This is a genomic window from Burkholderia anthina (assembly GCF_902498995.1).
Lineage (GTDB): Bacteria > Pseudomonadota > Gammaproteobacteria > Burkholderiales > Burkholderiaceae > Burkholderia > Burkholderia anthina.
Map to the genome: position 1 here is coordinate 239,380 of NZ_CABVLY010000009.1, position 14,238 is coordinate 253,617.

Genomic DNA, 14,238 nt, shown 5'->3' on the forward strand with positions numbered 1-14,238 from the left:
GCGCGACGCGGCATCAGTCGCCTTCTGCGGCAAACGCCTGCGCGCGTGCGGGCCAGTCGTCCGGCACGATGAAGCCGCGCGACATCTCGCGCCATGCGCCGTCGCCGTCCTGTCGATGAACGCCGATCAGCGCGGGGGCCTGGCGCGCCGTCAATACCGACGGCAGCGCGAGCGCGTTCGCCAGCGGCTCGGGCGCGGCATCGGCCGCACCATACCGCGGCGCAAGCCATGCGAGTCGCGCCAATACGTTCCAGGCCGCGCCGCCCGGTTGCGAGGCTGCCCAGTCCGGCCACTGCGCATGCGTGAGCCAGAAGCCGCGAGAATGATTCGCCGCGATTTCCGCGGACACCGGCGGCAGCGGCTCTCCATGCGGATAGAACAACCACCCCTTGACGAACATCTGTGCATCGGACGGCGCGCCGTAGCCGAGCAGCGCAAATCCGTGGCGATCGCTCAATCTCAGCTGATGGTCGAGCAGCCGGCTACGTTTGCGGTCGAGGCGGTCGACGAGATTCGGCCCGACGAAATCCGCGAGCGATGCGTCGCCACGCACCGGCGCGCACAGATAGCACTTCACCGCGAGTTCCCAGTGCAGGCGCTGCCCGCCCGGCGCATCGACGAGGAAGTCGACTTCGCCGAGCGTCTTGCCGTTGCTGCGTAGCGGCAGATTGGCGGCGACGAGCCGCAGCGATGGCCCGTGCGTGAGGAAATATTCGAGCAGGCATTCGGCATAACGGCCGAGCCGTACGGGCCGCAACCCGTCGAGCGCCCGGTGCAACGGCTCGGGCGCGGCGTCGAGCGCGACGAGCCACGCTTCGACGGCCACCCGTTCGACCGCATCCGACCACGGATGCGCGAGCGGCGCGCCGGGCGCCGCGGTGAGCAGGCTCGGGCTCGCGAGGAGCCAGCCCAGGTCGCGAACCGCGACATCGCGCAGCGTATCGACGAACGCGAACGCCGCGCCGCTCGTCATTGTCCGGACGGCTCGTTCGCGTCGGCGCTGCCTGCGCGCAGGAACGTGTCGCGGGCGAGACACAGATCGGCCCAGGCCTTCGACTTGTCCTGCAGGCTGCGCAGCAGATACGCAGGGTGGTAGGTGACGATCACCGGCACGCCCTCGTACTGGTGCACGCGCCCGCGCAGCGACGCGATGCTCGCGTCGGTCTTCAGCAGCGTCTGTGCGGCGAAACGACCGAGCGCGACGATCAGCTTCGGCTTCACGAGCGCGACCTGACGCTGCAGGTACGGCTCGCAACGCGCGACCTCGTCGGGTTCCGGATTGCGGTTGCCGGGCGGCCGGCACTTGATCACGTTCGCGATGTAGACGTTCTCGCCGCGCTTGAGCGACAGCGACTGCAGCATGTTGTCGAGCAGCTTGCCGGCCTGGCCGACGAACGGCTCGCCCTGCTTGTCCTCGTTCTCGCCCGGCGCTTCGCCGACCAGCATCCAGTCCGCGTCGCGATCGCCGACACCGAACACGGTGTTGGTGCGTTTTTCGCACAGACGGCAGCTCGTGCAACCGGCCACGCGCGCGGCGAGCGCATCCCAGTCGAGCGCCGCAACCGGTGTTGCGGCAGGACGCGGCTCGACGGCCGGCAGCGGATCGCCCGGCGGCGCGGCGTCGAACCACGCGAAATCGTCTTCGGTGACCGGCGGCATGTCGTCCGCGGCAGCCGCCGGCATGCGCTGCACGGGAGCACGACTTTCGGCGATCGCCGCACGGTCAGCGTTGCCCGCGCCATCGGCCGGCACCGCACCGCGCGCGGGCCCGCCAGCCGGCGGCGCATCGTCACGTGCGCGTTCACGGGCTGCCGGAACCTGTGTGTCGCGCGCCGGCTCGACCGCCGGCTGCAACGCTTGCGCGACGGTTGCAGCCGCAACGACAGACGGCTCGTCCACCGCAGCGGGCGCGTCGGTCGCCGCGGCGCTTTCCACGCGCTGCCCGCGCCGCACCCAGCGCTGCGCGAGCCCCATTTCCTCGAGCGCTGCTTCAGCCCACGTCATGCGCGTCCCCTCCATCCTTGTTCAGCGTCAGACGCATCACGATCGCGTCCTCCCGGCTGCGATGCCGCGCCGGATAGTAGTTCTTGCGCCGGCCGATCGTGACGAAACCGAAACGCTCGTACAGATGGACCGCGCGCAGATTGGACGGTCGCACCTCGAGCAGCACGCCGTCGAGCCCTTCCGCGCGAGAAACGCGCACGGCTTCACGCAGCAGCGCGAGGCCCGCGCCCGATTGCTGGGCGGCCGGCGCGACGCACAGGTTCAGCAGGTGCATCTCGTCGATCACCGGCATCAGCACGCAGTAGCCGACGAGCGCGCCCGTCACGTGCCGCAGGCACACGCCGAAATAGCCGTTGCGCAGCGAATCCTCGAAGTTGCCGCGGCTCCACGGGAATTCGTACGCGACCTGCTCGATCGCGACGACCTCGTCGAGATCCGTATCGGTCATCGGCGACAGATAGCGGTCGCTCAGCAGTACGCCGGTCATCCTTTCGCTCCGCCCGCCTGCGCGGCACGCGCCGCGACCCGCTCCGCGGTGGTCTGCGCGACCTTGTCGCGCACGTATTCTGGCGCGGCCTGATCGGCCGGCACCGCACGGCCGGCGCGAAACGCCCGCAGCGCGGCATGCGCGACCGCCAGCGCATGCGGCAGCGCGTCACCGTCGATCGCGGCCGCGCGCGCCGCGGCCGGCAACTGCGCGCCGAATGCAGCCGCCGCGTTGCCCGCCAGCGTAAACGGCGCGTCGGGTACGCCGACGGCGCCCGGCGCATCGAGCGAAGCCGGATGCAGCGTGCGCCAGTCGCCCGTACTGTCGTCCCACGCGAAGTCGGCCCAGTACGCTTCGTCCATTCGCGCGTCGAGCGCAGCCAGCACTCGCGTCGTGCCGGGCGCACGCAACCGCGCGTGCTCGGCGCATGCGAGCAGCGTGCCGATCGGCACGACCGGCAGCCCGCGCCCGAACGCGAGGCCCTGGGTAATGCCGGTCGCGGTGCGCAGTCCGGTAAACGAGCCGGGGCCCGCGCCGAACGCGATCGCGTCGCAGTCGGCGAGCGTCAGGCCCGATTCGGCAAAAATCTCCTGGATCGCCGGCAGCACGCGCGTGCTCGACACGGCGCCCGTCAGTTCGTGGCGGACCCAGGTTTGCGGGGTGGAAACGGCGTCATCGGCCTGAGCCGAGCGCAGCAGCGCGACCGAGCAGTATTCGGTCGACGTATCGATGGCGAGGAGCACTGTTTGCGTCATGGCCGACATTGTAATGCGGCGCCCCGCTCCCACGGGCGATCGGGCCCGATTCCGCCCCTGCGCCCGCGCCGCCGTCGGTTTGGAAGGATCGCTCGACCCCGCGCGGCGCTTCGCTTGCTAAGATCGCCCCAACTTGAAACCCTTACGGAGACACACGATGAGCGAACTCACCGCCCAATTCGACCAGGCCCAGGTCGACGTCAAACAACTGACCGAGCGTCCGGGCAACCTGACCCTGCTGCGCCTGTACGCGCTCTTCAAGCAGGCCACCGACGGCGATGCGCACGGCGACAAGCCGGGCTTCACCGACATCGTCGGCAAGTACAAGTACGATGCGTGGGACGCGCTGAAAGGCACGTCGCAGGATGCGGCGAAGCAGCAGTACATCGAGCTCGTCGAATCGCTGAAGAACGGCACGGCGTCCTGATCGCTCCGTCCCCGCCTGCGGTAGGCAACGCAATAGGCAATCAAATCAGTGGCGCAGCGCAGCAAAAGTCTTTATAATGCGGCCTGCGTCACCTCCCGCGCTCGGCTCGTAAGCCGTTCCGGCCTGACGCCTCGTAGCGTTAAGCTCCAATCCGGTTTAGAACCTGTCCCCTCCTGCTTCGACCCTCGCGGTCGTCAACTAGGCTGGCGGCCTCGCTCCAGAAGCGCGCCGCACCCAAAACAGCTTCTAATGCCTCATCCGCCGAAGGTTCGGTGGATTGCACCCGTTTCCCGATTTGCTCGCTGAATCCGACGACTTGGGTATGCGCGATTGGCGCCGACGTTTCACCCACTGTGTTTCAAGGATTGTTATGACTTCGAGCATCAACACCAGCCCGCTCAACGCGATCGCCGACCAGGCGCTCGGTCTCGACGACGCCGCCGCACCGGCCGCGGTCGAACCGGCGTCGGACGAGCCGACTTTCGCGTCGCTCGGGCTGTCGCCGGAGATCGTCTCCGCGCTGCAGGCCGCCGGCTACGCCAAGCCGACGCCGGTCCAGCAGCGCGCGATCCCGGCCGGCATCGCCGGTCGGGATCTGCTGGTATCGAGCCCGACCGGTTCGGGCAAGACCGCTGCCTTCATGCTGCCCGCGATCGAACGCTTCGCGCAACTCCAGAAGACGCTGGCGCAGCAACCGCGCGCGCCGCGTGAACCGAACCAGGGCGACCGCCGCGTGCGCCGCCCGCAGCCCGTCGCCCGCCCGGGCCTGCTCGTGCTGACGCCGACCCGTGAACTCGCAATGCAGGTCACCACGGCCGCGTCGACCTACGGCAAGCACCTGAAGCGCCTGCGCACCGTCAGCATCCTCGGCGGTGTCGCTTACGGCCAGCAGCTGATGCTGCTCGCGAAGAACCCGGAAATCCTGGTTGCAACGCCGGGCCGTCTGCTCGACCACCTCGAGCGTGGCCGCATCGACCTGTCCGAGCTGAAGATGCTCGTGCTCGACGAAGCCGACCGCATGCTCGACATGGGCTTCATCGACGACATCGAAACGATCGTCGCCGCCACGCCCGAGTCGCGTCAGACGATGCTGTTCTCGGCCACGCTCGACGGCAAGATCGGTTCGCTGACGAGCCGCCTGCTGAAGGATCCGGAGCGCATCGAAATCCAGCAGCGCCTCGAATCGCGCGCGAACATCGCGCAGACCGTGCATTACGTCGACGACCGCGACCACAAGGATCGCCTGCTCGATCACCTGCTGCGCGACGACGCGCTCGACCAGGCGATCATCTTCACGGCGACCAAGATCGACGCCGACCAGCTCGCCGGCCGTCTCGCCGACGCAGGCTTCGAATCGGCCGCACTGCACGGCGACCTGCCGCAGGGCGCGCGTAACCGCACGATCCGTGCGCTGCGCGAGCGTCGCGTGCGCGTGCTGGTCGCGACCGACGTCGCGGCACGCGGTATCGACATCCCGGGCATCACGCACGTGTTCAACTACGACCTGCCGAAGTTCGCGGAAGACTACGTGCACCGTATCGGCCGTACGGGCCGTGCCGGCCGTTCGGGCACCGCGGTGAGCCTCGTGCACCACGCCGAGCAAGGCGCGCTCAAGCGCATCGAGCGCTTCGTGCGCGCGCCGCTGCCGGTCAACGTGATCGAAGGCTTCGAACCGCGCAAGGCGCCCCCGCGCAACGATCGCGGCACCGGCGGCCGCGGCCGTCCGGGCGGCGGTAACGGCGGTCGCCGTTTCGGCGGCAAGCCGGGCGGCGGTTACGGCGGCAACGGTGGTGGCAACGGCGGCCGCAGCTACGGCGGCGGCAATGGCGGCGGCTGGAGCGGCAAGCCGAGCGGCAGCCGTGACGGCGGCCCGCGTCGCGACGGCCAGCGCAGCAGCGGCCCGCGTCGCAGCAATTCCGCGTCGTAAGCACGCACGGGCGGCCGCTCGGCCGCCCCGCCCTACCCATCGGGCAGACCGGCGCATCCGCGCCGGTTTTTTTTCGTCCCGCGCCGCATTTCACGATGCGGAAAAATTTTTTGCGTCGTAAAAAATCATGCTGCGTGGCACAACCTTACAATTGCAGGATGGGAAAATACGTTCCTCATTACGAAATTCACATCGCAATTCATTGATTTATAAAAATAAAAATTTCACACCCATCCTGAAAAAGTCCCTGTCCCGCTCCGGTCGATTTGCCTAGACTCTTATACAAGACTTCACGAACCGGCATGCAACACCCGCCCGCTTCGAGAACAGCATCGCCACCGTCCGTTTTGACCCATTAGGCAACACGCACATCAAGGAGCGCATCATGTCGCGTCAGCAACAGGCACAGGAACTGCAAAAACAATGGGAATCCGATTCGCGCTGGAAGGGCATCAAGCGCGGCTACACGGCTGAGGACGTGGTCCGCCTGCGCGGCTCGATTGTGGTCGAGCACACGCTGGCCAAGCGCGGCGCCGAAAAGCTGTGGAGCCTCATCAATGAAGCGCCGTTCGTCAACGCCCTCGGCGCGCTGACCGGCAACCAGGCCATGCAGCAGGTGAAAGCCGGCCTGAAGGCGATCTACCTGTCCGGCTGGCAAGTGGCGGGCGACGCGAACGTCGCCGGCGAAATGTACCCGGACCAGTCGCTGTACCCGGCCAATTCGGTGCCGCTCGTCGTCAAGCGCATCAACAACACGCTGACGCGTGCCGACCAGATCCAGTGGTCGGAAGGCAAGAACCCGGGCGACGACGGCTATGTCGACTTCTTCGCACCGATCGTCGCGGACGCGGAAGCCGGCTTCGGCGGCGTGCTGAACGCGTTCGAGCTGATGAAGGCGATGATCGAGGCCGGCGCATCGGGCGTCCACTTCGAAGACCAGCTCGCTTCCGTGAAGAAGTGCGGCCACATGGGCGGCAAGGTGCTCGTGCCGACACGCGAGGCGGTCGCGAAGCTGTCGGCGGCGCGTCTCGCGGCCGACGTGATGGGCACGCCGACGGTGCTGGTGGCACGTACCGACGCGGAAGCAGCGGATCTGATCACGTCCGACGTCGACGACAACGACAAGCCGTTCCTGACGGGCGAGCGCACGGTCGAAGGCTTCTTCCGCACGAAGCCGGGCATCGAGCAGGCGATCTCGCGCGGCCTCGCCTATGCGCCGTACGCCGACCTCGTCTGGTGCGAAACCGGCAAGCCGGATCTCGAGTACGCGAAGAAGTTCGCGGAAGCGATCCACAAGCAGTTCCCGGGCAAGATGCTGTCGTACAACTGCTCGCCGTCGTTCAACTGGAAGAAGAACCTCGACGACGCGACGATCGCGAAGTTCCAGAAGGAACTCGGCGCGATGGGCTACAAGTTCCAGTTCATCACGCTGGCCGGCTTCCATGCGCTGAACTACTCGATGTTCAACCTCGCGCACGGCTATGCCCGCACGCAAATGAGCGCGTTCGTCGAGTTGCAGCAAGCCGAGTTCGCGGCGGCCGACAAGGGCTTCACGGCGGTCAAGCATCAACGCGAAGTCGGCACCGGCTACTTCGACGCAGTGACGCAGACGGTCGAGCGCGAAGCATCGACGACCGCGCTGCACGGCTCGACCGAAGACGAACAGTTCTTCGACGGCAAGAAGGTCGCCTGACGCGCGCCAGTGTCGCACCGATGCCCGTCCGTCACGCGACGGCGCGGCATCGGGCAGTACCGAATAAAAATCAGGGAGGAGACGGCAGGCGCGCGATGACTCGCGCGACCGGCCGCGCGGCCTCGTGCCGCCAGTCGTAACGCGCGCCGGCGTCGTCCGGCGCGCCCTTTTTCTGCGGCGCTACAGCGCTGCCGTGCGGCCGCCCGCGCGGCGAAAACCGCCGCCAGTTCTACCGATAGACGATCACCGGAATTTTCGTATGGGTCAGCACGCGCTGCGTTTCGCTGCCGATCAACAGGCTGCCGAGCCCGCGACGTCCGTGGGACGCCATGAAAATCACGTCGCAGCCGCCGCGTTCGGCCGCCTCGATGATGCCGAGGTAAGGCGACGGATGCACGCTCGTCCAGCTGTCGCAAACGACGCCGGCCTCCCGCGCGGCCGCCTGCACCTCGTCGAGATGCGCACGCGCTTCACGCTCGCTACGCGCCCGGAAATCGGCGGGCGGCTCGATGATCACTTCGGAAAACGGCGAGTACGGATATTGCGGCAGGCACGCATAGGCCGTGACCTGCGCGCCGACCGCGCGCGCCAGATCGATCGCGCCGTCGATCGCCTTTTGCGACAGTTCGGAACCGTCGGTTGGAACGAGGATGTGCCGGAACATCGCGCCCTCCTGCGTCAGTCGCACCGCGTGCGCCGCGAACCCGTGCGATCCGGCCGCGACGCGTCGCGCATGCCAGTTTCGATTGTAGTGCGCGAAACGGCGCGGCCGGCGCCGGCAGCGGGTTCGCCCTCATATCGGAAACACGCGGGCCGGCACGGCTCGCCACCTGCATCGGCTCGAGCGGCCGGCACCCTACTCGCCCCAATACCCGGGCCTTTCGTACGTATGTTTCAGGTAATCGAGAAAAAGGCGCACGCGCAACGGCAGGTGGCGACGCTGCGGGAATACCGCGTGAATGCCGATCGGCGGCGCCGCGAACGCGTCGAGCACGCTGACGAGGTGGCCGGCCGCGATGTCCTCGCCCACCTCCCACCACGATCGCCATGCGAGGCCGTAACCGGCGAGGCACCACTCGTGCAGCACCGCGCCGTCCGAGCACTCCATCGTGCCGTTCACGCGAATCGACACGACCTTGTCGTCCTCCTGGAACGCCCAGCCGCGCTGCTGGTTCGCGTTCGCGGCAAGCGCGAGACAGTTGTGACGTGCCAGTTCCGCGAGCGTGACCGGCGTGCCGCGCCGCGCGAGATACGCGGGCGACGCCACGCACACGCGGCGGTTCTCGCCGAGCTTGAGCGACACGAGGGACGAGTCGGGCAGTTCGCCGAGCCGCACCGCGCAATCGAACCCCTCGTTGACGAGGTCGACCATCCGGTCGGACAGATCCAGCGTGACCGACACGTCCGGATGCGCGCCGCTGAATTCGGGTACGAGCGGCGCGACGTGGCGCCGTCCGAACCCGGCCGGCGCCGAAATCCGCAGGTGGCCGCTCGCCTTCACGCCGCCGGCGGACACGCTCGCCTCGGCGTTCTGCATGTCGTTGATGATCCGCTGGCAATCCTCGAGGAATGCCGAGCCCTCGAAGGTCAGCGTGAGCTTGCGCGTCGTGCGCACCAGCAGCTTGACGCCGAGCCGCTCCTCGAGCGCGTCGAGGCGACGGCCGATGATGGCCGGCGCGACGCCTTCCGCGTGCGCGGCCGCCGACAGGCTGCCCTTCGCCGCGACCGCGGCGAACGTTTCGATCTGTTTGAACCGGTCCATGACTCGAAAGGATGGCGTTTCCGCCCTTCACATGACTGAAGCCGCTCAAGATTAGGTATATGAAAGTAAAAGATCAAGTGATGATTAGCGTCTTTTTTAGCACCTGCGATCACGAATAGAATCGATCCGACCTCTGAAACTGGAGCGCAAGGCTATGTCGGCCACAACGACACTCTCCTCTCCCGACGCAATCATCTTCGACGCATTCGGCACGTTGTTCGACGTGCGCGCGGTGCTGGCCGCTGCGGAGCAGATGTTTCCCGGACACGGGGAACGGTTGTCGCAGCTGTGGCGACGCAAGCAAATCGAATACTCGCAGTTGCGCACGCTGGCCGATCCGGCCGGCGCGCGCTATCGCCCGTTCCGCGACATCACGCTCGACGCGCTGCGGTTCGCCGCACGCCGGCTCGGGCTCGCGCTGAACAGCGCGGCCGAAAAGCGGTTGATGGACGAATACGCGTGCCTGTCCACCTATCCCGACACGGTGCCCGCGCTGCGCAAGCTGCGCGCGCTCGAACCGCGCCCGCCGCTCGCGATCCTGTCGAACGGCACCCCGCAGATGCTCGACATCGCGATCAAGAGCGCCGGCATGAGCGGCCTGTTCGATCGCGTGCTGTCGGCCGATGCCGTCCGCGCGTACAAGCCGAGCCCCGTCGCGTACGCACTCGGCACGGCCGCGTTCGGCGCGAACCCGCGCGACATCGTGTTCGTGTCGTCGAACGCCTGGGACGTCGCGGGGGCCGCATGGTTCGGCTACACGACGTTCTGGCTCAACCGCACGGGCGCACCCGCCGAGGAACTCGGCACGCCGCCCGACGGCACGGGCACCGGCATGGCCGACCTGCTCGCATTCCTCGCCACCCCGGCTCCGTCCGGCAAACCCGCAAACCGCGCGCGCCCCAGCCCGGGCGCATGACGTTCGCAGCGCTGCCGCCTTCCCCCTTCACCGAAACCGCAACTGACCGACCAAGGAGATGAGACTCATGAGCACCCCGATCACGCTGCCGCAAGGCATGGCGATCACCGGCGAAATCAAGCCGGGTTACGAAGCGATCCTGACGCCCGAAGCGCTCGCACTCGTCGCAGCGCTGCACCGCACGTTCGAACCGCGCCGCCAGGCGCTGCTGCAGGCCCGCGTCGAGCGCACCCAGCGCCTCGATGCCGGCGAACGCCCCGACTTCCTGGCCGACACGAAGGCGATCCGCGAAGGCGACTGGAAAGTCGCGCCGCTGCCGGCCGACCTGCAATGCCGCCGTGTCGAGATCACGGGCCCCGTCGAGCGCAAGATGATCATCAACGCGCTGAACTCGGGCGCCGATTCGTACATGACGGACTTCGAGGATTCGAACGCGCCGAACTGGACGAACCAGATCGACGGCCAGATCAACCTGAAGGACGCGGTGCGCCGCACGATCTCGCTCGAGCAGAACGGCAAGTCGTACCAGTTGAACGACAAGGTCGCGACGCTGATCGTGCGTCCGCGCGGCTGGCACCTCGACGAGAAGCACGTGACGGTCGACGGCCAGCGCGTGTCCGGCGGCATCTTCGATTTCGCGCTGTTCCTGTTCCACAACGCGAAGGAGCTGATCGCGCGCGGCTCGGGCCCGTACTTCTATCTGCCGAAGATGGAAAGCCATCTCGAGGCGCGCCTGTGGAACGACATCTTCGTCGCCGCACAGGAAGGGGTCGGCGTGCCGCGCGGCACGATCCGCGCGACCGTGCTGATCGAAACGATCCTCGCCGCGTTCGAGATGGACGAGATCCTGTACGAATTGCGCGAACACAGCTCGGGCCTGAACGCCGGCCGCTGGGACTACATCTTCTCGGCGATCAAGAAGTTCAAGAACGACCGCGATTTCTGCCTGGCCGACCGTTCGAAGATCACGATGACGGTGCCGTTCATGCGCGCGTACGCGCTGCTGCTGCTGAAGACCTGCCACAAGCGCAACGCGCCGGCGATCGGCGGGATGAGCGCACTGATTCCGATCAAGAACGATCCGGAAGCGAACGAGAAGGCGATGGGCGGCGTGCGCTCGGACAAGCAGCGCGACGCGACCGACGGCTACGACGGCGGCTGGGTCGCACACCCGGGCCTCGTGCCGATCGCGATGGAAGAATTCGTCAAGGTGCTCGGCGACAAGCCGAACCAGATCGCGAAGCAGCGCGACGACGTGCAGATCGAAGGCAAGAACCTGCTCGACTTCCAGCCTGAAGCGCCGATCACCGAAACCGGCCTGCGCAACAACATCAACGTCGGTATCCACTATCTCGGTGCATGGCTCGACGGCAACGGCTGCGTGCCGATCCACAACCTGATGGAAGATGCGGCCACGGCCGAGATCTCCCGCTCGCAGGTGTGGCAGTGGATCCGTTCGCCGAAGGGCGTGCTCGACGACGGCCGCAAGGTCACGGCGGAACTCGTGCGCGAATACGCGAAGGCCGAGCTCGACAACGTGAAGCGCTCGGTCGGCGGCAACACGCAGCCGTACGAGCGTGCCGCGGCGATCTTCGAACAGATGTCGACGTCGGAAGGCTTCACCGAATTCCTGACGCTGCCGCTGTACGAGGAAATCTGACGGCCGGACCGGGCCCTGCCGGGCCTGGTCTTTGTCGTTCTGCCCGCCTGCCCTACGGCACGGCGGCATGAAAAAAGCGCTCCGCGGAGCGCTTTTTTCTTTTTGCGGCGCGGCTGTCGGCCGCACGAAGGCTCAGGCGGCTTCCCGCTCGCGCCGATGCTGGACCCAGTCGCCCGACGCGATGCGCGGACGGTCGGCCACCGCATGCGCGGCAACCGGATAGTAGACGCACGCATACTCACGGCCGCCGAGTTCGACGCTCACCGGTTCCTGACGGAACAGCGTGTCGACGCCCGGATAGACGCGCTCGATCTCGTCGAGCACGGGCATCAACTGCTCGTCGACTTCATAGACGTCGCCCCATACCAGCGACCGGCCGGCCGGGCCGGCGATCATCCCCGGATACGTGCCGAAATCGTACAGTTCGCCCGGCAGCGCGACCGCACCGAGCAGCGTCGGCGCGGTAATCCCGTGCCGCGTGGCCGCATGGCCGATGTCGTTGGCTTCTCCCGCTCTCAACGTGCCGTAGACGAATACGTAGCGCATCTGGTTCTCCTCTTCGATTCAGGTGTTGCCGGACCGGACGCCGCGTGCGCGTCGCTCGCCCGCAGAACGCACAAAACACGTCCGCATCGATAGACCGTGATGGCGGCCCGAAGGTTCTTTTCGACGGGCGACACTGCCCGGCACCGGCTCGTGCCGCACGCCGGAATTCGCACGGCCCCATACAAAGTTCATTTGAACGGTGCATTATCGGCCGAAAAACCGCCGCATGCGCCTGCGCGGCGCCTTCTAAAATAACGGCATCGCCGCCGCGCAGCCCGAGTCGTCCATGAATCCGCCTGTCCAAGCCGACGCATCGAATCCCTACGACGTGATCGACATCCCGCCCGAGTTCGCGCCCACGCGCGTTCACCCGATGCGCGTTCGCGCGCGGCAGGTGGATGCCGGCCGCCGGATCCCGCTGCACACGCACGCGTGGGCGCAGCTCGCGTACGCGTCGCGCGGCGTGCTGCGCGTCGCAACGACCGGGACGACGTGGATGGTGCCGCCGTCCCGCGCGATCTGGGTGCCGCCGCACATTACGCACGAGGTCGTGATCGTCGAAGAGGCGTATTTGCGCACGCTGTATATCGACGAGTCGATCGTGCCGGACGGGCTCGACGCGTGCCGGGTCGTCGAAGTGACGGGCTTGCTGCGCGAACTGATCGTCGCGCTCGACGCGCGCGACCTGAGCAGCACCCGCGAGCGGCTGCTGTGCGGGCTCGTGCTCGACGAACTGAGCCACGCCGAACCGCTGCCGCTCGCGGTGCCGATGCCCGACGAAAAACGGTTGCGCACGCTGTGCGAATCGGTGCTCGCACAACCCGCGCACGCGGAGTCGCTCGAACACTGGGCGAGCGAGGTCGGCGCGAGCACACGCACGATCTCGCGACTTTTCAAGCAGGAACTCGGTGTGAGCTTCTCGCAATGGCGGCAGCAGGCGCTGCTCGCGCGCGCCATCCCGCTGTTGAACCAGGGTCGGCCGCTGTCGCATATCGCGCGCGAGCTCGGCTATCAAAGCCAGAGTGCGTTTTCGGCGATGTTCCGGCGCGCATTCGGCGAAAGCCCGCGCGCGTTCATGCTGCGCGGCTACGAACACCGCGGCCCGGAAGGCAGCATCGCGGCGGACGACGAAGTGTCCGACGACGATGCGATCGACGCCGGACGCTGAGCAGCGCGTCGCATCCTTGCGCGTTCAGACGGGGCGCACCATATGACGGATCGATCCGAGCTGCGCAAGCCTCGGCCCGGTGACGCGGTAGCCCATGCGCTGGTAGAGCCGCGCGGCGGGATTGTCGACGAACACGCGCAACTGCAGTTCGTGCAGCCCGCGGGCGCGCGCCCAGCGATGCGACATGTCGAGCATGTAGGTGCCGGCGCCCTGCCCGCGATGGCCGGCCGCGATCTGCACGTCGCGGATATGCAGCGAATCGCCTTCCTCGGTCACGCGCAGCACGCCGATGCGCTCGCCGTCGGCCTCCAGGATGAAGTTCTCGGATTCGCGCCAGCTCGCATAGAACAGGTCGCTGCGCCAGACAAGCCCGTGGCGCTTGTAATAGCCGCCCATGTTGCCGTGCGTCAGCGCTTCGGCAAACGGGAAATCGCCAGGCTCCGCGGGCCGGAGCTGGTACAGCAATCGCAGGTCGGTCGGATCGAGCATCGCGCAGGGGTCAAGAACGCATCCCGCCACGATAGCGCAGTCGCGGGCGGATGCAATCGCGAATTTCTCGTAGCGGCGCCAACGGTGGCGCACACGCTGAAGCACGAATGAAAAAGCCCGCACGAGGCGGGCTTCTTCATTTTCTGGCGGAGCGGACGGGACTCGCCTACGTCTCGCAGGCCGCGGCTGCGCATGCATGCGCAGCCCTTCGAGTCCCGCCGGAAGCCGCGCAGGCGGCTTCCTCCGCGCCGCAGTCACGCGCCCGCCAACGGGCGCAACCAACGATACAAATGAAAAAGCCCGCACAAGGCGGGCTTCTTCATTTTTTGGCGGAGCGGACGGGACTCGAACCCGCGACCCCCGGCGTGACAGGCCGGTATTCTAACCGACTGAACTACCGCTCC

The 14,238-nt window shown here is 67.2% G+C and carries 14 protein-coding genes and 1 tRNA gene; 6 read left to right on the plus strand and 9 right to left on the minus strand.

The window, feature by feature from the left end; translation table 11 throughout:
• Positions 1 to 13: 13 nt before the first annotated feature.
• The 4 genes from BME24068_RS14640 to tsaB are packed head-to-tail and all read right to left on the minus strand — an operon-like array spanning position 14 to position 3,255.
• On the minus strand, positions 14 to 973 hold the full coding sequence (locus BME24068_RS14640; protein ID WP_096507311.1) for a DUF1853 family protein: 960 nt from the start codon (positions 971 to 973) through the stop codon (positions 14 to 16).
• Positions 970 to 2,004: a uracil-DNA glycosylase gene (locus BME24068_RS14645; RefSeq protein WP_174926515.1), complete on the minus strand. Its 1,035-nt coding sequence runs from the start codon at positions 2,002 to 2,004 to the stop codon at positions 970 to 972. Before BME24068_RS14645 ends, BME24068_RS14640 begins: the two co-directional genes overlap by 4 nt.
• The gene (gene rimI, locus BME24068_RS14650) at positions 1,991 to 2,491 is read right to left on the minus strand and encodes a ribosomal protein S18-alanine N-acetyltransferase (protein ID WP_096507309.1); all 501 of its coding nucleotides are present in this window, start codon (positions 2,489 to 2,491) and stop codon (positions 1,991 to 1,993) included. The genes BME24068_RS14645 and rimI overlap by 14 nt, the downstream gene beginning before the upstream one ends.
• Positions 2,488 to 3,255, minus strand: coding sequence for a tRNA (adenosine(37)-N6)-threonylcarbamoyltransferase complex dimerization subunit type 1 TsaB (tsaB, locus tag BME24068_RS14655; RefSeq protein ID WP_174926516.1), 768 nt, complete (start codon positions 3,253 to 3,255; stop codon positions 2,488 to 2,490). Before tsaB ends, rimI begins: the two co-directional genes overlap by 4 nt.
• 148 nt (positions 3,256 to 3,403) lie before the next feature.
• Here tsaB and BME24068_RS14660 point away from each other — a divergent pair, with 148 nt between their 5' ends.
• From BME24068_RS14660 to aceA, 3 genes are all read left to right on the plus strand, one after another.
• On the plus strand, positions 3,404 to 3,673 hold the full coding sequence (locus tag BME24068_RS14660; protein ID WP_096507307.1) for an acyl-CoA-binding protein: 270 nt from the start codon (positions 3,404 to 3,406) through the stop codon (positions 3,671 to 3,673).
• Between the two features lie 370 nt (positions 3,674 to 4,043).
• Complete coding sequence (locus tag BME24068_RS14665; protein ID WP_096507306.1) at positions 4,044 to 5,600, plus strand: DEAD/DEAH box helicase; 1,557 nt, start codon at positions 4,044 to 4,046, stop codon at positions 5,598 to 5,600.
• Between the two features lie 385 nt (positions 5,601 to 5,985).
• Positions 5,986 to 7,293 (plus strand): isocitrate lyase, encoded by a 1,308-nt coding sequence (gene aceA / locus BME24068_RS14670; RefSeq protein WP_096507305.1) that lies wholly within the window; start codon positions 5,986 to 5,988, stop codon positions 7,291 to 7,293.
• Between the two features lie 229 nt (positions 7,294 to 7,522).
• Here aceA and BME24068_RS14675 read toward each other — a convergent pair whose 3' ends face one another.
• Positions 7,523 to 7,957, minus strand: a complete 435-nt coding sequence (locus BME24068_RS14675) for a universal stress protein (RefSeq protein WP_096507304.1) — start codon at positions 7,955 to 7,957, stop codon at positions 7,523 to 7,525.
• A gap of 192 nt (positions 7,958 to 8,149) precedes the next feature.
• Positions 8,150 to 9,055 carry a LysR family transcriptional regulator gene (locus tag BME24068_RS14680; RefSeq protein ID WP_096507303.1) on the minus strand — a complete coding sequence of 302 codons (906 nt, stop codon included), beginning with the start codon at positions 9,053 to 9,055 and terminating at the stop codon, positions 8,150 to 8,152.
• A gap of 154 nt (positions 9,056 to 9,209) precedes the next feature.
• Between BME24068_RS14680 and BME24068_RS14685 the strand changes: the two genes are divergently transcribed.
• Both BME24068_RS14685 and aceB read left to right on the plus strand, forming a co-directional pair.
• Positions 9,210 to 9,971 carry a haloacid dehalogenase type II gene (locus tag BME24068_RS14685; protein WP_174926517.1) on the plus strand — a complete coding sequence of 254 codons (762 nt, stop codon included), beginning with the start codon at positions 9,210 to 9,212 and terminating at the stop codon, positions 9,969 to 9,971.
• Positions 9,972 to 10,038: 67 nt separating this feature from the next.
• Positions 10,039 to 11,631, plus strand: coding sequence for a malate synthase A (gene aceB / locus BME24068_RS14690; RefSeq protein ID WP_174926518.1), 1,593 nt, complete (start codon positions 10,039 to 10,041; stop codon positions 11,629 to 11,631).
• Positions 11,632 to 11,763: 132 nt separating this feature from the next.
• On the opposite strand, the gene BME24068_RS14695 is transcribed toward aceB, so the two are convergent.
• Positions 11,764 to 12,177 (minus strand): gamma-glutamylcyclotransferase family protein, encoded by a 414-nt coding sequence (locus BME24068_RS14695; protein ID WP_096507300.1) that lies wholly within the window; start codon positions 12,175 to 12,177, stop codon positions 11,764 to 11,766.
• A 286-nt stretch (positions 12,178 to 12,463) separates the two neighbouring features.
• On the opposite strand from BME24068_RS14695, the gene BME24068_RS14700 reads away from it, so the two are divergent.
• A complete protein-coding gene (locus tag BME24068_RS14700) occupies positions 12,464 to 13,345 on the plus strand; it encodes an AraC family transcriptional regulator (protein ID WP_096507299.1) in 882 nt (293 codons plus the stop codon).
• A 24-nt stretch (positions 13,346 to 13,369) separates the two neighbouring features.
• On the opposite strand, the gene BME24068_RS14705 is transcribed toward BME24068_RS14700, so the two are convergent.
• Complete coding sequence (locus tag BME24068_RS14705) at positions 13,370 to 13,834, minus strand: GNAT family N-acetyltransferase (protein ID WP_096507298.1); 465 nt, start codon at positions 13,832 to 13,834, stop codon at positions 13,370 to 13,372.
• A 327-nt stretch (positions 13,835 to 14,161) separates the two neighbouring features.
• Positions 14,162 to 14,238: transfer RNA gene (locus tag BME24068_RS14710), tRNA-Asp, on the minus strand.

Coding starts and splice junctions, on each gene's coding strand:
- BME24068_RS14640 (WP_096507311.1), bottom strand. CDS start 973: ATGACGAGCGGCGCGGCGTTCGCGTTCGTCGATACGCTGCGCGATGTC.
- BME24068_RS14645 (WP_174926515.1), bottom strand. CDS start 2,004: ATGACGTGGGCTGAAGCAGCGCTCGAGGAAATGGGGCTCGCGCAGCGC.
- rimI (WP_096507309.1), bottom strand. CDS start 2,491: ATGACCGGCGTACTGCTGAGCGACCGCTATCTGTCGCCGATGACCGAT.
- tsaB (WP_174926516.1), bottom strand. CDS start 3,255: ATGTCGGCCATGACGCAAACAGTGCTCCTCGCCATCGATACGTCGACC.
- BME24068_RS14660 (WP_096507307.1), top strand. CDS start 3,404: ATGAGCGAACTCACCGCCCAATTCGACCAGGCCCAGGTCGACGTCAAA.
- BME24068_RS14665 (WP_096507306.1), top strand. CDS start 4,044: ATGACTTCGAGCATCAACACCAGCCCGCTCAACGCGATCGCCGACCAG.
- aceA (WP_096507305.1), top strand. CDS start 5,986: ATGTCGCGTCAGCAACAGGCACAGGAACTGCAAAAACAATGGGAATCC.
- BME24068_RS14675 (WP_096507304.1), bottom strand. CDS start 7,957: ATGTTCCGGCACATCCTCGTTCCAACCGACGGTTCCGAACTGTCGCAA.
- BME24068_RS14680 (WP_096507303.1), bottom strand. CDS start 9,055: ATGGACCGGTTCAAACAGATCGAAACGTTCGCCGCGGTCGCGGCGAAG.
- BME24068_RS14685 (WP_174926517.1), top strand. CDS start 9,210: ATGTCGGCCACAACGACACTCTCCTCTCCCGACGCAATCATCTTCGAC.
- aceB (WP_174926518.1), top strand. CDS start 10,039: ATGAGCACCCCGATCACGCTGCCGCAAGGCATGGCGATCACCGGCGAA.
- BME24068_RS14695 (WP_096507300.1), bottom strand. CDS start 12,177: ATGCGCTACGTATTCGTCTACGGCACGTTGAGAGCGGGAGAAGCCAAC.
- BME24068_RS14700 (WP_096507299.1), top strand. CDS start 12,464: ATGAATCCGCCTGTCCAAGCCGACGCATCGAATCCCTACGACGTGATC.
- BME24068_RS14705 (WP_096507298.1), bottom strand. CDS start 13,834: ATGCTCGATCCGACCGACCTGCGATTGCTGTACCAGCTCCGGCCCGCG.